Here is a 23,038-nt window from a genome sequence, read left to right on the forward strand (position 1 = left end):
TAATCACCATTGATGATCATTTGCTCATCGATGCTCTCTCACATCCCATGGCTTAAAGCGAAACGCTCCTGCAGCAAGTGCAAGAGCGTTCGCGGAAAACCGGCGGAAGGTGAGTGAGCGTTAGCGGGCGCGCTCCACACGCTTCTCATCCCAGACGGGCTCCTCGGATTCGTAGACCTTGCCGTCAGAACCGAAGATCATGAACCGGTCAAAGGACTTGGCGAACCAACGGTCGTGCGTGACCGCAAGGACGGTGCCTTCGAAAGAGTCGATGGCACGCTCCAATGCCTCACCGGAGTGCAGGTCCAGGTTGTCGGTCGGCTCGTCCAGCAACAACAGGGTGGCGCCGGAAAGCTGCAGCAGCAGGATCTGGAAGCGGGCCTGTTGGCCACCGGACAAGGACTCATACTTCTGTTCGGACTGACCAGCCAAGCCGTACGAATCCAGGGCGCCGGCTGCGGCCTCGCGGGCGAGTCCGGAGCGGTGCTCGTCACCACGGTGCAGGATCTCCAGCAGTGTCCTGCCCAACAGATCAGGCCGGACATGGGTCTGCGCGAAGAACCCGGGCCGTATGCGGGCGCCCAGCTTCACGGTTCCTTCGTGCGGCACTTCAGCAATAACGACGTCGGACACCGGCAGGTGTTCACGCTCCGGATCGGTGCCACCGGTGGCAAGGAGCCGCAGGAAGTGACTCTTACCGGAACCGTTGGAGCCGAGCACGCCCACGCGGTCACCGAACCAGATCTCCGTGGAGAACGGCTTCATGAGTCCGGTCAGTTCGAGTTTCTCAGCCACTACGGCACGCTTGGCCGTTCGCCCACCCTTGAGGCGCATCTTGACGTTCTGCTCGATCGGCAAGGCCTCGGGTGGCCCGGCTTCCAGGAACTTTGCGAGGCGGGTTTGCGCAGCTTGGTACCGGTTGGCCATGTCGGAGCGGAACGCGGCCTTGTTCTTGTACATGTTGACGAGTTCTTTGAGCTTCACGTGCTCCTCGTCCCAGCGCTTGCGGAGTTCCTCGAACCGGGCGTTACGGTCCGCACGTGCCTCCACGTAGGATCCGAACCCGCCACCATGGATCCACGCCGAGGCGCCGTTGATACCCGGCTCGAGCGTCACGATGCGACCCGCCGCATTGTTCAGCAGCTCACGGTCGTGGCTGATGAACAGGACAGTCTTCTTGGACTCGTTGAGCTTGCCCTCCAGCCAGCGCTTGCCGGGGACATCCAAGTAGTTGTCCGGTTCGTCCAGGAGCAAGAGCTCGTCCGGACCGGCAAACAGGGCTTCCAGCACCAAGCGCTTCTGCTCGCCGCCGGACAGCGTCGAGGCACGGCGGAACTGCGCTTTATCGAAGGAGATCCCCAACGCAGCCATGCACACTTCGTCCCAGACGGTCTCGACGTCGTACCCGCCGGCATCTCCCCAGTCCACGATTGCCTGGGCGTACTTCATCTGGGTGGGCTCGTCGTCGTGCTCCATCATGGCCAGCTCTGCGTCCTCAACCGCCTTGGCAGCAGCAGCGAGGCCAGCCTGGGCAGTGGAGACGAGGAGGTCGCGGACGGTTGATTCGTCACGGACCTGGCCCACGAACTGCCGCATGATTCCCATGTTGCCTGATCGGCCCACAACACCTTCGTCCGGCGTGAGGTCGCCGGAGATGATCTTGAACAGCGTCGTCTTGCCGGTTCCGTTGGGTCCGATCAGGGCAGTCTTGGTGCCGTCGGGGACCTTGAAGGTCACCCCGTTGAGCAGCTGGGTGCCGTCGGAGAGGAAGTAGTCGATGCCGGAAACGTCAATATGGGCCACGTTTCAATCCTCCCACGGCACGGTATTAACGCTCGACGGCGACAGTCGGCAACGCTCGACGACGGCAATTTGGGGCGGAACCACCCGCCTAAGGCTTCCTCCGCGCAAAGGCCGGCGCATGCTCGGGGCGCGGGCCGAAGGCGATCATTCGAGCGGGCAGCTTGCCGAACCCGGGGAAATTCCGCGCAACAAAGAGCAACGGCTTGGGAGGTTTCGGCTGCTTACCCGCCATGACCTGAGCAAACACCACACGATGCAGCACCCGCTGAAAGGCCTGGATCATGACCGTGGGAAGCCAACGCCGCTTCTGGACCTCGGCGAGGTGGCCGTCGTCGAGCGTTTCCGTCAGCAACGGCGAGGCGAGCACCCGCGCCGCTGCCACAGCGTCCTGCACTGCCAAGTTGATGCCCACCCCGCCGGCGGGTGACATCGCATGGGCGGCATCCCCAATCAGCAGCAACCCGGGCTTGTGCCACCGGGACAGCCTGTTGAGTTTCACATCAAGCAGGTGGAGGTCGTCCATGGAGGCAATGGTGTCCACACGGTCCGCAAGGTCCGGTCGCAAACTGGCTACCTTGGCGCGGAAAGCCTCCACACCTTCAGCCCTCAACTGAGGATCCGAACCCTTGGCCGCCAAGTACGCGATCTGGTGATAATCCTTCCGGGTCAGGCTCAGCAGGACGTCTGACTTGCCAAAGCGCGGCGCTATGGAAGCCACCGGCTGGTCCTCGCTTGCGGTACGCGGGAGACGGAACCACCAGGTATCAAAAGGTACGGGAAATTCGCGCGGCACCAGTCCGGCCTTCGTCCGGAGAATCGAGCCGCGGCCATCACAGGCCACCGTCAAAGGAGCCCGTAGTTCGCCCCTCCCCACAACAGAACCAGTCCGCGGATCACGGGTTCCGTACGTCACTCCAACCACAGCGCCCGAAGCGTCAGTCAGCAGGTCCGTCGCCTCCGTATTCATCAGCAACGTGAAGGTAGGTTCCTGCCGGGCCGCTTCCACCAGGAAGTTCAGCAAATCCCATTGCGGGACCATGGCCACGTAGTTGTAAGGGGCCTTGAGTCGTCCAAAATCTGCGAGGACCACGGAGTCACCCGATCCTGCGGGCAGCCGGAAATTGCCCAGTTTGCTCTGGGGAAGGGCACGAAAACCTTCGCCGAGCCCCAGCTCGTCCAAGAGCCGGATCGTCGAGGCGTGCACAGTATCGCCCCTGAAATCACGCAGGAAATCGGCGTGTTTCTCCAGCACAGTAACCTTCACGCCGGCGCGGGCAAGCAGCAGTCCCAGGACGATTCCGGCCGGCCCTCCGCCCGCCACCACACACTGGGTATCTGCTGCCATGATCAGCCTCCGGTTCAGCCCGCCGCGGTCAGGAACGACTTCAACAACGGCCCGCTGGTGGTGGCACCCAGCCCGCCCTCTTCAACAAAAACTGCGACTGCCAGGTCCCCGTGGGTCGCCACGATCCAGGCGTGGGTCTTGGGTGGGTTGTCGTTGCCGAATTCCGCGGTTCCGGTCTTGGCTCCCACGGGCACGCCCGGTACCTCTGCCAGGAACCCTGCGTGCCCGGACGTGACCACGGCGCGCATCATGTCGGCCAGGGACGCGGCCTCTTCCTTGGTAATCGGCTGGGTGGACGCCGGTGCAACGCTTGCCGTAGCGGAAGCGGACGACGGCGTGGCGGAGCCGCTTTCGGTTGGGGCAGCAGTAGCGCCGGGGTCCTGCGCGGCGTCGGCGTTTAGCACGAGCTGCGGTGAAACCGGGGCCCCGTTGGCGACGGAAGCGGCCATAACGGCGGCGGAGAGTGGCGAGAAGAGGACCTTGCCCTGGCCGATCATGGAGGCAGCGTGCTCGGTTCCTTCGGCGGCCCCGGGGACCGAGCCAAGGAAAGCATCCGCGCCCAGCTTGGGGGCTTCAACGGCCACACCCAAAGCCTGGGCAGCCGATTCAAGTTGATCCTGACTGACGGTTTCACGGGCGTTGATGAACGCGGTGTTGCACGAGTGCGCAAACGCGTCCCTCAAGGCGACGGAGCCCAGTGATGTTTCGGGGTAGCCTTCGGCGTTCTTGAAGGTGCGGCCGTCGACAGTCAGCGTTGAGGGGCACTCCACCTTGGAATCCGGGGTGGCACCATTGCGGAACATCGCCAGCGAATCAACCATCTTGAAAGTGGATCCGGGTGCGTACTGTCCCAGGAGCGCAGTGTTGTAGCCGTTGCTGCCCGGACCGGAGGCGGCGGCAAGAACGGCGCCTGTTGAGGGCCTGATGGCCACAATGGCGGAAGCCGGTTCGATTCCTGCCAACGTTGCTTCAGCCAACTGCTGAAGCTTCAAGTCCAGAGTGGTCTTGAGCGTGGTGCCCGGCGCAGGAAGGGACGAGAAGAACACCTTGGTGCCGGGGGTTTCGCCGTCGGTCTTTTCAGCCGGGGTGGCCACCACTTCCACGCCATCCTTGCCGCGCAACAGCGAGTCGTACTTTTGCTGCAGGCCGCCGGTCCCCGTGGTGTCACCGGCGCGCAGGGCGCCATTGGATTTCTCGATCTGCTCTGCGTTGGCTTGGCCTACGCTGCCCAAGAGTGCGCGGGCAAAGGTGCGTGTGGGTGCCAGCGCCATGGAGTCCAGGATGCTGACGCCGCCTGCGATCGCCTTGATCTTGGCCTCAGTGATCTCAGCTGTATAAGCGCGGAGGACGAGGCCCTCCACAAAGGCCTGTGGGCCGGAGGCAGCAACCTGCTTGGCATACTCTTCGGCATCCAGGCCGAGCAGAGCTGCCATGGCACGGGCAGAGGCGTCCGCTTGTTCAGCGGGAACCTTGGTCTTGTCGATGCCAACCCGGAAAACCGGGCGGTCCTCAACAATCGGAGCGTCCCCAGCGCCAAGGATCTGGCCGCGCTGGGCGGCAACGGTCTTGACCGACAACGTCTCGCCGTCGGAGAGTTGCGGCGCCAGCAGGGCCGGGCTCCACTGAACCGCCCATTTGTCGCCGGACTTCTTCAGCGTGGCGTCGGAGGTGTACTCCCATTTTGCCGAGCCAATGTTCCAACTGTACTTAAGGGGGAAAGTTGCGGTGTCGCCGTCGAGCTTGACGTCGCCGGAAGCAACCGATGGCTTCGCGCCCAAGCCCTCAAAGACGGCGTTGAGTTCATCGTTGGCCGCGGCTGCGTCCTTGCCCTCTACGGCGAGCGATCCGACGTCGAGCGCTGCCAAGGAGGACGCGAGCTGCTTGGCGGCTCCCTCCGCACCGGCGCGGCCGTCGTCGCAGGCCGTCAATGAACCAGCCATCACGAGCGCTACGAGACCAAGGACAAAACCCTGCTGCATTTTCAGTTTCCCCATTTGGCACATTATGCCCCGTTCCCCTGACAGTTTCTTGTTGTGCCCGGGAAGCGGACAGCCGCCGCCTGCCAGCCCCGGGAAAGGGCGGCAAGCGACGGCTGCCTGGAACCTCAAACTACGGAGCGCAGGTGAACTTGGCATCACCCCAGACACCGTGCGCGCCGTTGATGGAGCCGGACGGGTCCACCACCAGTTCCACGTACGCCACGCCTGTCAGGTCAACAGACACCGATTCCGGAGCGAATCCGGGGGTGTAGGTGCGCGACTGGTACTTGTTCACGCCGTCGGCATTGACCTTGAAGATGATGTTGCCACCGAAGCCGCTCTCGAGACCCACCTGCGAGGTAAACGAGGTGCACTTGCCGCCCAGGTAATACGTGATCTTCGAAGCAGCGTGGACCCCAAGACCCTTGGTGAATACGGGCTGCTGTCCTGTTGCGGGGTCCGTGTAATTGATGGCCAGCGGCTTATCCGGGGACGATGCCGAGTCCTTGTTGGCCACGTTCTTGCCGATCACGCCGTAACCGTTCAAGGCCTGGACCCATGGGGTCTCAGAGGCGTAAACGGAGCCCACCGGAACATCCGGCAAGGGCTGTGAGGTCACCTTCCAGTCGAAGAACTTCACCCGGGTGTCTGTCGGCAACGTGACGGACGCCAACTCCTTGGTGGGGTTCAACCGGACGGTGTTGGAGAACGCCTGATACTTGTACTGCGTGTACTCCGGTGACGGACCGTTGGCGTTGTTGCGACCCTGTTCGGACACCGCCAGAACAGCGCCGTTGAGGACGGACGGCTGCAGCCAGTTGGGGAAGAAGATGGACTGTTTTTCTATGCTCCCATCGGCATATGTCAGGGTCAGGGTGGGGCTGGTGCCGTTGCCCACCGCGGCAGACCCGAGGACTGCCAAGTGCGTTCCCTTGCCCGTAACAGCGATCGTCTGGGCAGAGAGAGCCACGGAGTTGGGTACGTCCGGTCCAACGGCAGGCCAGGTGTAGTCCACCTGTGTCGGCTTTCCGGCATCCACCGTTACTGTGCTCCCGGGACGGACGCCGCCCGCAGGAACCGTAGCGGCAGCCAGCTGCTCGGCAGCGAAGGTGGCTCCTCCGCCGTCGAAGTTTCCGAGGGCCTTGCCCGCAACGGTGGTCACCGAAACGGTGTTGTACGCGGCAGCCAAGGAACCGTAGGCGACATAGATCTGGTTGCCGCCCGTCACCGTTTGCGTGCTGGAGTCAGAAGCAGCGTACGACGCCGACACCCGCACGGTCTGTTGGCCCGCCTTGGCGCTGGAGCCGGGTTTGATGACGAAGGTTGCCGTGGTTGTGGAACCGCCGTCGACCTTGGCGGCAGCGGCACCTGTGGAAGAGACCACGGTCCAGCCTTCCGGGAGCACCGGTGTCAGGACCACGTTGGTCTTGGCCTTGGTTCCGGTGTTCACGAACGCCGCTGTGACAGTGGTTTCCTGATCCTGGAAGACCTGCTGGCCGGTGGTCACGCGGACCTCGGCTGCAGCGGCTTCCTGGCTCTTGCCGCCAAGCGGGCCGGCCTGTTGGAGCTGGACCGTAGCCGTCTGGTTGGAGGAGATGGAGCCTGTCTTCACCCAGATGGTGCCGTTGTTGGCTTCATTGAAGTACCAGCCCGTGGTTGCTGCAGCATAGGCGGCCTGGGTGGAGTGTTGGGCGAGCTTGGTGCCGCCGATCTTCACATCCTTGGGTGCTGCGCCCGCGTGAACCTTGAGCTCGTAGGGGCGGGCCGCTGCCTTGCCGGTGTAGTCGCCCTTCCGCTCTCCGATGGAGACCTTCACGCTGCTGTTGCCCGTACCGGGAGCATCCACAGTGAAGACCTGGCTGGAGGATTTCCCGTCCTTGAATTCGCGGGTGACCTTGTCGTCCTCGTACAGGGTGAATGTGTCCTGGCCCTTGGCGTAGACATCCAAAGTGATCATGGAATCTTCGGGAACCAAGGAAGCATTGCGGGCCACGATGCCTTGTGGGATCACCGCTCCTGCACGAACGAAGACCGGGAGCTTATCCAGCGGCGCGTTGTAGCCGTTGAGGATCTGGCCGCCCTGGTAGAGCTTGCCCGTCCAGTAATCCACCCACTGCTGGCCTTCGGGAAGGAAGATGCCGTTGCGGACATCGGTCTGGGTAAAGACCGGAGCCACCAGGAAATCGGAACCGAGCATGAACTGGTTGTTGGCCTCGGCCCCATAGGACCACTGCTGGTCAGGGAACTCGAGGGCCATGGAGCGCATCATCGAAACGCCGGTGGTGGAGGACTCCTGAGCCAGCGTGTAGATGAAGGGCATCAATTGCTGGCGGAGCTGCAGGTACTGGCGGTTGATGGCCGTGGCCTCGTCGCCGTAGAGCCACGGACGCTTATCTGTCGCGGCCCAGCCGGACATGGAGTAGAGCGCCGGGGCAAAAGCCTTCCACTGAAGGTCACGCACATAGGACTCGGCGGATCCGCCAAAGATGCCGTCAACGTCGCCCGTGGTGAACGCCAGACCCGAGTTTCCGGCACCGGTGAGGGCAGAGACCTGCCAGCGGACGGCGTCGAGGTTTCCTGAATGGTCACCCGTCCACTGCATGCCGCAACGCTGGGAGCCGGCCCAGCCCTCAACCATCAGCGAGGTGCCGCGGGCGTTGGAGTATTGCTCGATCCCGCTGTGCGCAGCTTCGCACCCGGTGAGCGCTTGGCGGTAGCCCTGGCCCACCCAGGCGACGTCGAGCTTGCGGAGCCGAACCCCGGCTTCGCCCACTTCGTATTCCTGGTTGGTCAGGGAGCGCTGGGTCCACAGGCCAACTTTGAGGTCGGTTTCTTCCTCGATGTTGCTGACGGTTTCCGGGAGTTGCTGGTACTCGCAGCCGTAGCCGTCGTTGACCAGCATCCAGCCGGCGGGCATGTCGTTCTCAACGAACTTCCTCGCGGTCTTGATGGCGTCCGGAGTGCGCTGCTTGGCGCCGTCGGGATCGCCGTAGCCGGAGGAGGAATAGCCCGGATTGGAGCGGTTGTAGCAGTCAGCATCGCCGTATTCCAGGGCGTAGACCGGTGGCATCATCGGCTTGCCGGTCAGCGTGGTGTACGCACCCAACGACTGCTTGTAGTCACCCACGAAGTAGTAGGCGTCAAAGCGCTTTTCCTCATGCGTGGTGGTGGGCTGGCCGCCGAAGTTGTAGGAGCCGCGGGCAAACGTGTCGCGCAGGACGCCATAGCCGTTGGAGGACATGTAGTACGGCACGGCGTTGGGGTAGCCGTCGTCGTCCCAGTCAAAGTTCTTGGCGATGTTGATCAGGGCGCCGGTGTGCACGGAGCGCCCGTTCTGCATGCCGCCGCCGATGAACTGCTCCCCATCCTGCTGCGCGAGGTGCTGGGTGGCGGAGTTGGCACCGAAGGTGATGGGCGATGACTCTTCCAGGACCAGCGAACCGTCAGCCCGGATGACGCGGAGCTGGGTAGTGGCTTTATTGATCCCGACGCTGATTTTCGCGGTCTTCAGGATCAACCAGTCGCCGTCGGTAATAGTGGGCGTGACGCCCGGGAACTTGTCCTTGCCCACCACGATGTTGGCGGTCCGGGCCGGATCGCCTTGATCCGTGTTGGCGGGGTCCGTGAACGTTCCGCTGGGGTCAGCTTCCAAGCGGAAGTTGCCGTCGTCCAGGAACGTGACGCGGATGGCGCCCTTTTCGGTGGAAAGGTCTACGACGTTGCCGGCCTGGGTGAAGCCCGTCACCGCGCCGAGAGGTACTCCGGCGGCGTCGACAGGTACTTCGGGGGTGACGGTTTTGATGGCGGCGGGATCGCCGGGAGCCGCATTCGCAGCAGCGGCGAACGACAGAGCGGGAATGGCTCCCGCGAGGAGTAATGAGGCGAGGCCGAGTGAAGCGGCCTTCCTGGCTAACGAACCTTTGGTGGTGCGTCCGGAGCTGTTGGGGACAGCTCCGGACGGACCCAAGGAGGGTGCGGACATGTGGGGCCAACTTTCGACGAGTGACTTTTTGTGATCTAACTCATAGCGAAACGTGCACTAATCGTCACCGCAAAAAGCCCAAAGGTCAACCGTTTCACCAAAATTGACGAGGCCAACCGGCCAGGCGTCAGTGTCCGCGGATGATTCTGCGCTGCGTTGCCACGGCAATGGCCGCCGTGCGGTTATCCACCCCGAGCTTCGAGTAGATGTGGACCAGATGTGTCTTCACTGTGGCCTCGGAAATGAAGAGTTGCTTGGCCATTGCACGGTTGCTCATCCCCGTGGCGAGCAGCTCCAGCAGCTGGACTTCGCGGGCGCTCAACGCCGGGGCAGGATTCCGTATGCGGCCCATAAGACGAGCAGCAACCTCAGGTGCCAGCGCAGTTTGACCGGCGGCCGCAGACAGCACGGCCTGTCGGATCTGCTCGGGCGGAGCGTCCTTGAGCATATAGCCGCTGGCACCCGCTTCCACCGCCGCAAGGATGTCGGCATCGGTGTCGTACGTGGTCAGAATCAGCACTGGCGGCGGGGGAGTTCCGGCCTCGCCCGCCTTGATTTTTCCGGTGGCCGTGACCCCGTCCATGCCAGTGCCCATCTGCAGGTCCATGAGCACCAGGTCCGCCGGCTCCCCAAGTGCGTGGAGCTTGGTCAATTCAGCCAGCGCCGCATCGCCGTCGGACGCTTCAGCAACTACCGTGACGCCGGGGAAGTCCGCCAGCATGGCGCGGAGCCCGGCCCTCACCACGGGATGGTCATCCACCAACAAGACGCGAATTTCGCTCATGACACACCATCATCCGCCGCCAGCGGCACACGAACGGCCACCACTGTTCCTTCGCCAGGCGCCGATTCAATCTCCAGGCTGCCTTCCAGTGCGGCCAGCCGCTCGCGCAAACTGTTGAGTCCGACGCCGGTACCGTCACCACGCTCTGTACCGGCCGCCGTCGACGGCTCAAAACCGACGCCGTCATCGAAAACGTCCAAAGTCACCTCAGTGCCCAGAAAGGACAAGGTCACGACGGCGGCACGAGCGTGGGCGTGTGCCCACACGTTCGCGAGGGAAGCCTGGGCGGCCCGGAGCAGGGTGGTCTGGTACGTGTTCGGAAGCTCAACGGGCGTCCCCACCAGCTGGAACCGGCATCGCAGGGCGGTCCCCCTGGCAGCGGCTTCGGTCTCGGTCTTCCCGCAGAGCCTGCGCAGGGTGTCCACCAGGCCGGACTGCTCCAGATCGGGCGACCGCAGGCCCCGGACAAAACTCCGTGCTTCCGCGAGATTGGTGGACGCCGTGTCCTGGACAATCCTCAACCGCTCCTTGGCCGCCTGCGGATCCCCCTCATCCAGGGCTTTCTCCGCAGACCTGCCCATCAGGATGATGCTGGAGAATCCCTGGGCCAGCGTGTCGTGTATTTCGCGGGCCAGCCGTTCACGCTCAGCCAGCATGCCGGCGTCGTGCTGGGTTTGCGCGAGTTCAGCGCGCGTCCGCCGGAGATCGTCTGCAACGGTTCGCTGGTTCTCGGCTTCCAGGAACAACGCCCGGTAGGCCAGCCCGGTGACCACCGCGAAGACAGCTCCGAACACCGGCCCCAGGACCATGGCCAGCTGCAATCCGCCGCCTGCCGATCCCCGGCTATGAAACCACAAAGCACCCACCAACAGCGCCGTGCTCAGCGCTATGGCAGGGAGGGCAAGCCTCCGGGGGAGCAGGTGAAGCAGCAGGAAGAACAGCGGGAAGGCCACCCAGGCAAAGTCCCCGCTGACCAGCAGGAGCAACAACCAGAGCAGCATGACCACGGCCAACCACCACCGCGCATACGGCGTGGGGTTGAAGCGGGCGGCATCGCCGGAGTGGCGCTTCTCAAGGATAGTGCCAGCGAGATATACCAAGGCCAGCAAGCCAGATAACCCCAGCCCCGCCGCCACGGCCACCGGCGATGGCGCCCCGGCCGTTCCAACTCCGGTCAGCAAGCGAACAACCGCCACCAACAGCAGCACCGCGAAGCCGACGTGCAGGCACACCCGCAGCACGCGGAGGATGGTGGCGGCGCCGGTGGACTGCATGCCTCCCAGCGTATCCCCGGCAAGTCTCCGCAGGCCCCGGATTCGGCGTCCCTGCGGCTGAATCAACCATTCGGATGATCGCCACCCCAACCCCTCGATGCCGTCCGATCCATCCGGCTCCCGATGTGCCGGGGAACCATCGTTGGAATCGTTGTACGTGCCGGGATCAAGCCCGCAATCAAGCAAAGGATTCTGATGTTTCTCGCCATCCGCGACATCCGTTGTGCCAAGGGCCGCTTCGCGCTCATGGGCAGCGTGGTCGCCCTGATCACCTTGCTCCTCGTCATGCTGTCGGGGCTGACGGCGGGCCTGGGCAACCAGTCGACGTCGGCCATTGCGGCGCTGCCCGTGCAGCAGATCGTGTTTGGCGCTCCCGCCGGCGGTGAGCCGAAGGCGTCGTACACCGAGTCGGAGGTTTCCACGACCCAACTCGAAGCCTGGCGGGAACAGCCGGGCGTCACTTCGGCGCAAGCACTGGGAATCAGCCAAACCCGGTTCCAGTCCTTGGACAACGCCGGTGCCCCCAGCGGCACTGCGAACGTTGCGGTCTTTGGCGGTGGGCCCGCCCCAGCCACTGTGGAGGACGGGACCGTCATCATCGGCGAATCCCTGGCCAAGGATCTGTCCCTGACTCCCGGCAGCCGTGTCAGCGTTGGCGGCACGGAACTGACCGTTGCCGACGTTGTGGAGGACCAGTGGTACTCGCACACCGGCGTCATCTGGACCACCCTTGAGTCCTGGCGGACCATCGCGCATGCGGCACCCGGCACCGCTACCGTTCTCGCCATAACGCACGACGCCGGGACCTCCTTGGACCTCGACGCCGCCAACGCGGCGGCCGGCACGGTGAGCACGGATCCCGTGGGTTCGTTCCAGGCACTTTCCTCGTATAAGAGCGAGAATGGCTCACTCATGCTGATGCAGGCATTTCTTTACGGCATCTCCGCACTGGTGATCGTTGCCTTCCTGACGGTCTGGACCGTGCAGCGGACCCGCGATATCGCCGTCCTCAAGGCTCTGGGCGCGTCCGCCGGGTACGTTTTGCGCGATGCCCTGGCCCAAGCCGCCATGGTGCTGCTGGCGGGCGCAGCCGTGGGCGGTGCCATTGGCCTGACCGGGGGAGTCTTTGCCGCGCAGGCTGCTCCTTTCCTCATCACTCCCCTGACAACCTTGGTCCCCGTGGTGGGAATCGTGGTGCTGGGGTTGGCCGGCGCGGTTCTCGCGGTCCGCAAAGTCACCTCCGTTGATCCGCTCCTTGCCCTCGGTGGCAACTAATACATTCCCTGAAAGGAATACGCTGTGGCAACCGCACTGAACCTCGTCAACGTCTCGCTTGAGTACCCTGATGGCGGCTCCGTCTTAAAGGCCCTCGACGCCGTCAATCTCACCGTCACCAGGGGTGGGTTCCTCTCCCTGGTGGGTCCCTCCGGATCTGGAAAATCGTCTCTGCTTGCCGTAGCGGCCACTTTGGTCAAACCCACTGCCGGGCTGGTAATGATCGATGGACAGGACGTCTCCGCCCTCAAGGAAGCCGAACGCACAGAACTGCGCCGGGACAAGGTGGGCATCATCTTCCAGCAACCCAACCTGCTTCCCTCGCTGACCGCTGTCGAGCAGTTGCTGATCCGCGAGCACTTGCGGGGCAATCCGCTGAAGGAAGCCCGCCGCACGGCCGAAGGCCTGCTGGACGTTGTGGGCCTGTCCGCAGCGGCGCATAAAAGGCCCCACCAGTTGTCAGGGGGACAGCGTCAGCGGGTGAACATTGCCCGGGCGCTCATGGGCAACCCCACCGTCCTGCTGGTGGACGAACCAACAGCGGCGCTGGACCATGAACGCAGCGAATCCATCGTCCGGCTGCTGCGGCGGGTGACGGATGAGTTCTCCACGGCCACTGTCATGGTCACCCACGACACCGAGTTCCTGCCCCTCACGGATGCAGTCGCCACCATGCGCGACGGGCGAATCAGCCCCGCGCTGGTCCCCGCCGCGCAGCCCAACTAAGTAGCAGTTCAGTTGGGTGAGCGGAGGAGGGCTTCGTCCTGGGCGTCGTCATAGGCGTCCCGGGCTTCGAGGATGGTGGGCACATGGCTCTCAGCCCAGTGGCGCAACATGGTCAGCGGCTGCAGCAGTGACTCGCCGAGCTCCGTGAGCTCATACTCAACCCGCGGCGGTACCTGCGCGTAGACGGTCCGCGTAATCAGGCCGTCGCGCTCCAAGGCGCGCAGGGTTTGCGTCAGGACCTTCGGAGTTACGACGTTCACCATTTTGCGCAGTTCCGAAAAACGGACCGGCCCGTCGCCAAGTACTTGAATCACCAAAGAGGCCCACTTGTCGCCTATGCGCTGGAAAACAACCCGCGACGGACAGTTGGGGTCCAGGATGTTTCCGGCCAGGTCGTTAGTATCCACGAGGTAACTCAGTTCCTTTGAAGCTATCAGTATCCAATGGATACCTTTGTGTTATTGCAAGGATACCAACCCCAAGGAGAGCAATGAAAATCGCAGTCTACGGAGCAACGGGCATGGTCGGCAGCCAGATCGTCAATGAGTCCATCACCCGCGGCCATGAGGTTACAGCCATCTCCCGCAAGGGCGCAGAGGTCCCCGGCGCTGCCGCCCAGGCGGCGGATCTGGCTGACGGCCAGGCATTCGCCTCCATCGCTAAAGAGCACGACGTCGTTGTGCTGGCTACGGGCCCCAGCCGCACCGGCGGCGACCATGGCGAATGGCTCGATGCCATGGCTACCGCCTACAGCAACGCCGAAGGAACGCGGCTCATGATCGTCGGCGGTGCCGGCTCCCTGGAAATCGATGGCGTCCGCCTGCTCGATTCCCCGGACTTCCCGGAGGCCTATAAAGCTGAGGCGACCACCGCAGCCAAGGCCCTCGAAGCCGTCAAGCAGACCCCGGAATCCGTTGACTGGACCGTCCTTGCCCCCGCCCCGGTGATCCAGCCGGGCGAACGCACCGGCGAGTACACCGTGGCCAAGGATTCCCCGGCCGGCAGCAGCATCTCTTCGCAGGACTACGCTGTAGCCATGCTGGACGAGATCGAAACCCCGGCACATCGGCGCGCCCGTTTCACGGCCGCCAACTAGCCCAAGCTAGAGCCCCAGGCCCAGCCCGGGTACCCGCGCACCAAAGATGTCCTTGAGGGCATGTTTCGCAGCGTGGTACCCGGGCATTCCTGTCACACCCGGCCCAGGCGGCGTGGACGACGAACACAGATATACACCCGGCATCGGCGTCCTCCACGGCACGTTGGACACCACGGGCCGCTGCACCAGGCCGCGCAGGTCCAGGAGCCCGGCGCTGAAGTCGCCCCCAACATAGTTTTCGTTATACGCAGCCAGTTCTGCCGCCGTCGTGGTTTGTGAGGCGACCACGACGTCCCGGAAGCCGGGAGCGTACCGCTCAATCCGCGCCGTCACGGCCTCAGCCATGTCCACCGTGGAATTCGCAGGTACATGGCAATAGGACCACAGGACCTGGCGGCCCTCCGGTGCCCGGGTGGGGTCCACCACTGATGGCTGGGACACTAGGACGTACGGCTCGGTGGGATGCTTGCCCATCTCCACCAGGTTCTCGGATTCGGCCATGGCAAGCCGCGAACCACCCACATGGACCGTTCCTGCCTTCGCCAGTCCGGGATCCAGCCACGGAACCGGTCCCGACAGGATGAAATCCACTTTGCATGCTGCATTCCCGAATCGGAATGTTTCGAGTGCACGCCGGTAGCGGTCGGGTACTTCAGCTCCGCCGAGCCTCGCCAAGGTGGGCGGAGCGACGTCCAACAGGATTGCCTTGGCGGGCCGGACCTGATCCAGCGAGTCGACGCGTTCACCCACGTGGATGGTCCCGCCGTGGTCCGTCAGGTCGTCTGCCATGGCCCTCGCGATGGACATGGAACCGCCGACGGGAATGGCCCAGCCTTCCGCGTGGGCCAGCACGCTGAGGAGGAGGCCCGCACCGGTGGAACTGAGGGACGGCTGCGAGCCAAGGGCGTGCGACATTACTCCCGTCAACAGCGCAGGAGCCGCATCTTCCCGGAAACGGCGGCTCCAGAGTGGCGTCCCCTGGTCAAGGGTGGCAAGCCCGAACAGAACGGCCGCCACGGGGTCCTTCGGCATACGCAACAGCTGGTTGGAGGTAAAGTCCACCACTCCGTTGACCCGCTCCACCAAGGGCCCAAGAAGCCGTCGGTACGCCTCACCGTCTACGCCCAGTTCCAGGACCGTCCGCTCCAGCGATTGGTACGCCAGCGCCGCGCCGCCCGTGTCCAGGGGAGTGCCGTGCTGGACTTCAGGCACCCGTAGGTCTATCCGCCGGGAAAGCTCGAAAGCGCGGAAGAACGGTGACGCCAGTGCCATGGGATGGACAGCGGAGCAGACGTCGTAGAGGTAGCCCGGTTCCAGGAGTTCGCTGGTACGCGAGCCACCGCCGATTGCGTCGGCGGCCTCGTAAAGGCGGACGTCCAGGCCGGCGCGCGCCATGACCACGGCGGCGGCCAGACCGTTGGGACCGGCTCCGACGACGGCGACATCACCCATTGCTGGTTACCTCCGCTCGCTGGACTGCTGGGGTTCGGCGGCTCGGTGGGCGGAGCTCCAAGGAAATAAAGACCGCGAAGGACGGAAGAGGTCTATCCGGAGCCAATCCGGGGCCTCGTTGAAGGGCCCTCCATGAGGATCGTCCTCGCCGTGGATGCGCAAAGGGTCCTGTGCGGGATCCCAAATATCCATGACCACCCGTGCCATAAGGTAGGCGGTCACCGTCATGTGCAGGCCGACTGCCAGCACGTAGTAGGACATATCGATGTTGTGCTGGACGGAGCCGCCACTGGTCGCCTGGCCCAAGTACATCCAAATGGCAGCCCAGTGCAGCCCCTCGGCTGCCTGCCAGATGAGGAAGTCGCGCCAGCGGGGCCGGGCCAGAGCCAGGAGCGGGATGAGCCAGATGACAAATTGTGGTGAGTACACCTTGTTGGTGAGGATGAACGCAGCAACTATGAGGAACACGAGCTGGGCGATCCGGGGTCGCCGCGGGGCACACAACGCCAGGGCCCCAATGAGTGCACACGCCAGAATGAACAGGTACAGCGCCAGCGAGTTGATGGTGGCCGCATTCATTTGCGTCCACTGGACCCGGTCGGCCACCAGGTTGTAGGCAAACCACGGAGAGCTGTACCCAGCCGGGCGTTCCTGCGTGAATTCAAAGAAGTAGCGCCAGCCGGAGGGATTCATCGCGGCGATCGGCAGGTTCACTGCAAGCCACGAAACCAAGGCAGCCCCGGCCGTGATGAAGAACGCCCGCAGTTTGCCGCTGCGCAGCGCCAGGACCAGTACGGCACCGAGAATCAGGACGGGGTAGAGCTTGGTGGCTGTGCCCAGGCCGATGAACACCCCGGCCAGCATCAGTTTGTCCCGTGAGAAGAAGTACATTCCCAAGGCCAGCAGCCCCACGGCCCACATATCCCAGTTGATGAAGCCGGCAAGGATGATCCCGGGTGCGACGGCCACCATGGCGGCGTCCCACGGGCGACGTTTGTTGATTCGTGCCGTCAGCAGCACGGTGATCATCCAGACGGCCACGATCAATGTTGCGTTGATATCGAAGTAGCCCAGGATGCGTTCACTGCCCACCCCTTGGCCAGGGACCATCAACGCGGTGATACCGGCGATGATTCCCATGAGGACGGGGTACTCGAACAGGCTGCCCTGCGTGAAGAAGGGGAAGATGCCATCGCCGAGGCCGCGGTTCTTGAAGAGCTCGGGGAAGTCGGAGTAGCAGGTGGCGTAGAACTGCCCTGGCGTTTGCCACCCATTAACGCGGCAGTACTCCTTGGCGAGAACTGCAAGCAGCGCGGCCACCACGGTCAGGACGATGAGGACCCGTTCAACGGTGTACGGCCCGGAGGAGAGCTTTCCTGGAGACGAGTGCTTCCCCAAAGGCCCGCCAATGAGCTCCGTGAAGTTCCGAAGCAGGGAGTCGCTGCGGCTGGGAACCACAAAGCGGGCACGTTTTTGCTGCCGGTGCGGCTTCGTCTCCTGCATGGATCGAGCTTACAGTCACGCCTTGGCTGCAGCATCACACGCAGCCAACATCATCCCGCACCAACGCCGTTAAAAGGGGGGAGCCCACGCGTAGCCGCGTGGGCTCCTTGAGGTTCAGCATGAAAGTGTGGCACCTGAACTCCTTAGGGGCGGTTGCAGGGCATCAACGGATGAGTCCCATCTGGTGCAGGACAACGTAGACGTCTTCACGGCGCTGGTCCAACAGTTGGCCGTTGAACAGGGTGCGGTCCTTGGGAGCATTGGTGCTCTTGAAGAAGCGCATGTCTTCTGGGCGTTTTCGCATGGTTCACCTCCTTCCAAGGTAAATCATCGGAATTTAGGCACAGCAATTAGAGCCTATGAACTCAAAAGAATTCGTGGCGTAAAAGGGCATAAACAGCCGAGGCTAATAAGGGGATAAAAGCGGACCGAATCAGGAAACCCGAATCGTTGTGCATAATTGCGCGTGCTTCCGGCAGTCGACCCAACAAGAAGCTGGTTCCGAACTTTGGGGAAACTGCGCACCCGCGGCATGCTGCGTGGGTCCGCGCCTACAACTGACTACTCAGAAGGCCAACCACAGAGAGTGGCCGACCAGGAAACTCCGCCGGCGTCAGGGCCGGTCCGGATGGTTCAGGAGTGGGTCAGAGAGCAAAAATGGCGTCGATCATCAGCAGAGGCCGGGGTAGCAGTGACGGTCAACTTCCGTCCGCTAGTCAAAGTAATCATTTTTCCCAACCTCCTTTTCCGGCCGTTACAGCCTGCTGTGGCATTCATCCGACTGACTGATCAGAGAATGCGCGCCTGGTTCCCGGCGGGTCGCTCTGGGAACAAGATATAAGCTACCCCATGAACTGGGGATTTGACCAGCACAAATGGCTAATTCGCCAAAGTTTTTCTAAATTCGTGCTCTAGAGGCCCCAACGCACAATTGCGGGCGTCCGCTTATCCCACCCGAGAGTGCAGACTTTCGCAGTTCCGAGAATGAAATGCCGACCTTCGCGGGCATCCATTTCCAGCCATCGCGCGGTGAGGATCCTGGAGAAATGGCCGTGTGCCACCACCAGGACATTATCCATTCCGGATTCCAGGACGCGTCCAATGATCTTGTCGGCCCGGGCGGCTACCTCGTCCAGGGTTTCCCCGTTGGGTACGCCATCGGTCCAGATGAGGTAGTCCGGGTTGTCCTTGCGGATGAGGTCGGAGCTGATGCCTTCGTAGTCGCCGTAGTTCCATTCGACCGCCAAGGGCTCATGCACGGCTTCCGGGTAGCCGGCCAGTTCCGCGGTGCGACGGGCACGGCGCAGCGGCGAGGTCAGGACGAGGTCGAAATCGATGCCCTCCAGGACCTTGCGGGCCTCTACCGCCTGCTGCTCACCCTCAACAGTGAGGGGAAGGTCCGTCAGGCCGGTGTACTGGCCGCTCTTGGACCACTCCGTCTCGCCGTGGCGAAGGATCCAAAGTTGCGGACGTGGGGAAGTCGCAGCGTTCATGAAGGCTCCTCAGTTTCGGTCAAAGGCTCGACGACGGCGGACTCGGGTTGCGCTTCCCACCAATCCAAAAGCTTCTGCTCGGCTTCCTCGGCGGACAGTGGTCCGTGTTCCATGCGTTCTTCGAGAAGGAACTTGTAGGCCCTGCCCACCACGGGACCGGGCTTGAGCCCCAGGAGTGCCATGATCTGCGCTCCGTCAAGGTCAGGCCGCACAGCCGCCAGCGACTCCTGCTCCAAGAGCGTCCTGATGCGTTGCTCAAGGTCATCGTAGGCGAAGGACAAGCGGTCGGCCTTGCGCTGGTTACGCGTGGTGACGTCGGACCGTGTGAGGCGGTGCAGGCGCTCCAGCAGGGGACCGGCGTCGGTCACGTAGCGGCGGACCGCGGAATCGCTCCAGCCCGCATCGCCGTAGCCGTAGAAGCGCATGTGGAGTTCCACCAGGCGGGACACTGCTTTGATCGACTCGTTGTCGAAACGGAGTGCCTTCATTCTCTTCGCCGTCAGCTTGGACCCCACCACATCGTGATGGCGGAAGCTGACCGCGCCGCCCGGTTCAAAACGACGCGTAGCCGGCTTGCCGACGTCGTGCATTAAGGCAGCGAACCTCAGCACGAAGTCCGGGCCGGGCACGGGACCGTCAGGTCCTGTTTCCAAGGCAGCGGCCTGCTCCAGTACCTGCAGCGAGTGCTGGTACACGTCCTTGTGACGGTGGTGCTCATCGGCCTCGAGACGCAGCGCCGAAACCTCGGGAAGCACGAACTCAGCGAGCCCTGTGTCCACCAGGAGGTCGATGCCCACGCGCGGGTGCGCTCCGTTGATGAGCTTGACCAGCTCTTCACGGACGCGCTCGGCGGAGATGATCTTGATGCGGTCCGCCATTTGCGACATCGCCAGACGGACGTCGTCGTGGACCGACACGCCCAGCTGGGACGCGAAACGGGCCGCACGCATCATGCGCAGGGGATCATCCGAGAAGGACGCCTCGGGCGCGCCGGGTGTGGCGAGCTCGGAGGCGTGAAGGTCGCGGACACCGCCGAACGGATCCACGAGTTCAAGGCTGGGCAGACGCAGTGCCATGGCATTGATGGTGAAGTCCCGGCGCAGCAGGTCATCGGTCAGGGAGTTGCCGAACGCCACCACCGGCTTGCGTGAATCGGGGTCGTAAGCCTCCGCGCGGTAGGTGGTGATTTCAATCTGGAAGCCGCTCTTCTTCATCCCGATGGTGCCGAACGCGCGCCCGATTTCCCAGAAGTTGTCCGCCCACTTCTTGATGACGGCGATTGTCTGGTCCGGCGTGGCATCGGTGGTGAAGTCGAGGTCCGGGGATGTCCTCCCCAGGAAGAGGTCGCGCACAGGTCCACCCACCAAGGACAGCTCAAAGCCGGCGTCGACAAAGCGCTGCCCGAGGTCGAGCACCACCGGATCGATGGTGAAGTTAACTGAAGAGCTGTCCAATACGTGCGCCATAGTTCCTTAAGCTTGGCAGATTTTTGCTCGGCAGTGGGCCACTGTTCCATGCGAAATCAGGCATGTGTCCGCGGAGCATCTCCTGCAGTCCATCTTGTGGCCATGTCCCGGTCATCACTCGAGGGCAAGAGTCGTTAGAGTGGACCTCATGGCCAACCCGATCCCGAGCGCTCCTGGCAGGAGGACAAACGCACCGTTGCCGTCGGCAATCGGTGCGCACGTCGCGCCTGCCCAGCAGCACCCGGTCCAGGCCTCGCTTCCCACTGTGGAGGAAGTGTCAGCGGGCGGTGTTGTAGTAGACACGTCCGACGGCGAGCTCCGGGTTGCGATTATTGCCCGCCTTAATAGGGGTGGCCGGCTGGAGTGGTGCCTGCCGAAGGGCCACCCTGAAGGCCGCGAGAACAACGAGGAAGCTGCTGTCCGTGAGATTGCCGAGGAAACCGGCATCGAAGGCAGCATCCTGGCACCTCTGGGCAGCATTGATTACTGGTTCACCGTGAGCGGCCACCGGGTTCACAAAACAGTGCACCATTTCCTGCTCCGGGCAACGGGTGGCGAGCTGACCATCGAGAATGATCCCGATCAGGAAGCCGTGGACGCGGCGTGGGTTCCCATCCAGGAACTGGCACGCAAACTGTCCTTTCCGAACGAACGCCGCATCGCCGACCTGGCACGGGAAGTGCTGCCGGAACACCTCTGAGCCGGGTACGTGGGACGATAAAGGCGATGTCTGAAGCCAAAACCACCGAGTCCGTTCAATCCGGAGAAGCCCGTTCCAGCGCCATCATGGCCGCAGGAACGCTGGTTTCCCGTTTCCTTGGCTTCGCCAAAACATGGATGCTCGGTGCCGCCCTCGGCCTGGGTTCCACGGTCAATGACACGTTTATCAACGCGAACAACTTGCCCAACCTGATCTTCCTGCTGGTTGCCGGCGGCGTTTTCAATGCCGTCCTTGTTCCGCAGATCATCAAAGCCAGCAAGGCCCCGGACCGCGGCGCGGACTACATCAGCCGCCTCCTGACCCTGGCGGTGCTGGTCCTTTTGGCGTTGACGGCGTTGGTGACCTTGGCGGCACCACTTGTCATAGACCTCACTACGCAGGGGTACTCGGAACAGCAAAAAGCCCTCGCAGTGACTTTTGCCTTCTGGTGCCTCCCACAGATCTTCTTCTACGGGCTCTATGCATTGCTGACCCAGGTCTTGAACGCCCACGGTGCGTTCGGTCCAGCCATGTGGGCGCCCATCCTGAACAACCTTGTGGCCATCACCGGCTTGGGCATTTTCATCTGGCTCCTGGGTTCCAATATCTACAACCCCCACACCCTGGACAACTGGGGGCCCACTCAGACGTTCCTGATTGCGGGGTTCTCAACGTTCGGCGTGATCGCCCAGACTGCCATCCTCCTCATTCCCGTCTTCCGGCTGCGCCTCGGTTTGCGTCCCCGCTTCGGTTGGCGCGGTGTTGGGCTGGGCCAGGCAGCCAAGCTGAGCGTCTGGACGCTGGCGACTGCCGCCGTCGGACAGTTGGCGTTCCTTTATGTCATGAGGATTGCCACCATTCCCGGTGCCGAGCGGCTCCGCCTGGACAACGCCGGGGACAAGGCCGCAGCTGCAGTCCTGCCCGGCAACGCGGTCTTGGAAGTCGCGAGCCAGCTGTACCTGCTGCCGCACTCGATCATCGCGTTGTCCTTGGCCACTGTCCTCTTTAACCGCATGACCCGCGCGTCGCAGGATGGCAACAAAGCCGAACTGCGTGACGCCCTGTCCCACGGGCTGCGCACCATGGCCGTAGCCACCGTCTTTGGGGCCTTGGCCTTGTTCGCTTTGGCTGGCCCGCTGGGCATGTTCTTCTCCGGCGGTAAGCCGCAGGACGGCGTCATGCTGGCCCAAACGCTCACCATCCTTGCCCTCAGCACCCCGTTCCTAAGCGCCAACTTCATGATGTCCCGCGTGTTCTACGCCAATGAGGACGCCCGTACACCCCTGTATGTGCAGTTGTGGCTGGCCGTGATCTATGTGGTGGGCGCGTTCTTCATCCAGTTCCTCCCCGTCGGGCAGATCATTTACGCGATCGCCATCCTGTACACGCTGGGCAACATTCTCTCCGTGGTGATCAGCGTGATGTTCCTGCGCCGGATGCTGGGGCACCTCGACGGTCCGCGTATCGCCAATTCCTACATCCGCATGGGCTACGCCGGCCTCGGTTCCGCGCTTGCGGGCGCCGGCGCCCTCTGGCTGCTGGGCAGCTACCGTGCCGACGGTTTCGCGTGGAGCAGCCGCCCGGCCGCCCTGGTGACGGTGGCCGTCGTCGGGCCCGTTATGCTGCTCGCCTACCTGGTCCTGCTCCGCGTCTTCCATGTCACCGAACTCCGCGACCTCATGCGGCCGCTCATGGGACGCTTCGGACGCGGCGCCCCCGCACCGGTGTCCGGCGCCGTTGTGGAACCCACGACGGCGGCACGCGCCACGGTCTCGGATGATACCGGTTTGATTCCGCGCATCTCCGGCGAGTTCGACGCCGCGTCCTACCGTGCGGGTCCAGCTGTGGAACGCGTTGCTCCCCAGCACACCCCTGACGTTCCGGACGCCCCAAAAACCTATCTCCCGGAAGAGGACGCCCCCAGCACGGCCCGGGGCAGCAGGTTCCGCCCGCAGGTCCCGTTGCCGGGCCGACGCACCTACCAAGGCGATGCCGGGCGCAATCCCTACTTCCCAACCCGCGGAAACCGCCGGAAGTGAGCCGGTGGCGCCAACGTGGGCGCAGGGCATCAATCGGCTAGGCTAGAAAATGAATACAGGTAGTTGCAAAAGCGGTTGAACCGGCTCGTCGGGCCGGCCGCGTGCAGGGCCCGCAACTCCC

The 23,038-nt window shown here is 63.4% G+C and carries 17 protein-coding genes; 5 read left to right on the forward strand and 12 right to left on the reverse strand.

Translation table 11 applies throughout. The annotated features are described in order from the left end of the window. Positions 1-120 precede the first annotated feature (120 nt). The 6 genes from CGK93_RS23240 to CGK93_RS23265 all read right to left on the reverse strand — a co-directional run bounded on the left by CGK93_RS23240 (position 121) and on the right by CGK93_RS23265 (position 11,167). Positions 121-1,803 carry an ABC-F family ATP-binding cassette domain-containing protein gene (locus CGK93_RS23240; protein WP_089597051.1) on the reverse strand — a complete coding sequence of 561 codons (1,683 nt, stop codon included), beginning with the start codon at positions 1,801-1,803 and terminating at the stop codon, positions 121-123. Positions 1,804-1,891: 88 nt separating this feature from the next. Next, positions 1,892-3,148: an FAD-dependent oxidoreductase gene (locus CGK93_RS23245; RefSeq protein ID WP_089597052.1), complete on the reverse strand. Its 1,257-nt coding sequence runs from the start codon at positions 3,146-3,148 to the stop codon at positions 1,892-1,894. A 14-nt stretch (positions 3,149-3,162) separates the two neighbouring features. Beyond that, positions 3,163-5,151, reverse strand: coding sequence for a penicillin-binding transpeptidase domain-containing protein (locus CGK93_RS23250; RefSeq protein WP_198318305.1), 1,989 nt, complete (start codon positions 5,149-5,151; stop codon positions 3,163-3,165). A gap of 106 nt (positions 5,152-5,257) precedes the next feature. Then, positions 5,258-9,109, reverse strand: a complete 3,852-nt coding sequence (locus CGK93_RS23255) for an NPCBM/NEW2 domain-containing protein (protein ID WP_089597053.1) — start codon at positions 9,107-9,109, stop codon at positions 5,258-5,260. A gap of 127 nt (positions 9,110-9,236) precedes the next feature. Further along, positions 9,237-9,893, reverse strand: a complete 657-nt coding sequence (locus tag CGK93_RS23260) for a response regulator (protein WP_089597054.1) — start codon at positions 9,891-9,893, stop codon at positions 9,237-9,239. Then, the gene (locus CGK93_RS23265) at positions 9,890-11,167 is read right to left on the reverse strand and encodes a sensor histidine kinase (protein WP_089597738.1); all 1,278 of its coding nucleotides are present in this window, start codon (positions 11,165-11,167) and stop codon (positions 9,890-9,892) included. The genes CGK93_RS23260 and CGK93_RS23265 overlap by 4 nt, the downstream gene beginning before the upstream one ends. A gap of 195 nt (positions 11,168-11,362) precedes the next feature. On the opposite strand from CGK93_RS23265, the gene CGK93_RS23270 reads away from it, so the two are divergent. Then, the gene (locus CGK93_RS23270) at positions 11,363-12,442 is read left to right on the forward strand and encodes an ABC transporter permease (protein WP_089597055.1); all 1,080 of its coding nucleotides are present in this window, start codon (positions 11,363-11,365) and stop codon (positions 12,440-12,442) included. A gap of 24 nt (positions 12,443-12,466) precedes the next feature. Beyond that, complete coding sequence (locus CGK93_RS23275) at positions 12,467-13,168, forward strand: ABC transporter ATP-binding protein (protein ID WP_089597056.1); 702 nt, start codon at positions 12,467-12,469, stop codon at positions 13,166-13,168. 8 nt (positions 13,169-13,176) lie between these two features. On the opposite strand, the gene CGK93_RS23280 is transcribed toward CGK93_RS23275, so the two are convergent. Beyond that, positions 13,177-13,575, reverse strand: a complete 399-nt coding sequence (locus tag CGK93_RS23280; RefSeq protein WP_089597057.1) for a winged helix-turn-helix transcriptional regulator — start codon at positions 13,573-13,575, stop codon at positions 13,177-13,179. A gap of 83 nt (positions 13,576-13,658) precedes the next feature. On the opposite strand from CGK93_RS23280, the gene CGK93_RS23285 reads away from it, so the two are divergent. After that, entirely contained in the window at positions 13,659-14,264 is a 606-nt protein-coding gene (locus CGK93_RS23285) for an NAD(P)-dependent oxidoreductase (protein ID WP_089597058.1), read from the forward strand. Positions 14,265-14,270: 6 nt separating this feature from the next. On the opposite strand, the gene CGK93_RS23290 is transcribed toward CGK93_RS23285, so the two are convergent. From CGK93_RS23290 to CGK93_RS23305, 5 genes are all read right to left on the reverse strand, one after another. Beyond that, the gene (locus CGK93_RS23290; protein WP_089597059.1) at positions 14,271-15,716 is read right to left on the reverse strand and encodes a phytoene desaturase family protein; all 1,446 of its coding nucleotides are present in this window, start codon (positions 15,714-15,716) and stop codon (positions 14,271-14,273) included. A 6-nt stretch (positions 15,717-15,722) separates the two neighbouring features. After that, positions 15,723-17,219 (reverse strand): glycosyltransferase family 87 protein, encoded by a 1,497-nt coding sequence (locus CGK93_RS23295; RefSeq protein WP_089597060.1) that lies wholly within the window; start codon positions 17,217-17,219, stop codon positions 15,723-15,725. Between the two features lie 163 nt (positions 17,220-17,382). Further along, positions 17,383-17,523 (reverse strand): hypothetical protein, encoded by a 141-nt coding sequence (locus tag CGK93_RS23905; protein ID WP_181151794.1) that lies wholly within the window; start codon positions 17,521-17,523, stop codon positions 17,383-17,385. Between the two features lie 607 nt (positions 17,524-18,130). Next, complete coding sequence (locus tag CGK93_RS23300; protein ID WP_089597061.1) at positions 18,131-18,712, reverse strand: histidine phosphatase family protein; 582 nt, start codon at positions 18,710-18,712, stop codon at positions 18,131-18,133. After that, on the reverse strand, positions 18,709-20,178 hold the full coding sequence (locus CGK93_RS23305; RefSeq protein ID WP_089597062.1) for a CCA tRNA nucleotidyltransferase: 1,470 nt from the start codon (positions 20,176-20,178) through the stop codon (positions 18,709-18,711). The genes CGK93_RS23300 and CGK93_RS23305 overlap by 4 nt, the downstream gene beginning before the upstream one ends. A 196-nt stretch (positions 20,179-20,374) precedes the next feature. Here CGK93_RS23305 and CGK93_RS23310 point away from each other — a divergent pair, with 196 nt between their 5' ends. Both CGK93_RS23310 and murJ read left to right on the forward strand, forming a co-directional pair. Continuing rightward, positions 20,375-20,878, forward strand: a complete 504-nt coding sequence (locus tag CGK93_RS23310; protein WP_026005276.1) for an NUDIX hydrolase — start codon at positions 20,375-20,377, stop codon at positions 20,876-20,878. A 26-nt stretch (positions 20,879-20,904) separates the two neighbouring features. Next, positions 20,905-22,917, forward strand: a complete 2,013-nt coding sequence (gene murJ / locus CGK93_RS23315) for a murein biosynthesis integral membrane protein MurJ (RefSeq protein ID WP_089597063.1) — start codon at positions 20,905-20,907, stop codon at positions 22,915-22,917. Positions 22,918-23,038: the final 121 nt, after the last annotated feature.

It is taken from the genome of Arthrobacter sp. YN, from assembly GCF_002224285.1.
GTDB lineage: Bacteria > Actinomycetota > Actinomycetes > Actinomycetales > Micrococcaceae > Arthrobacter.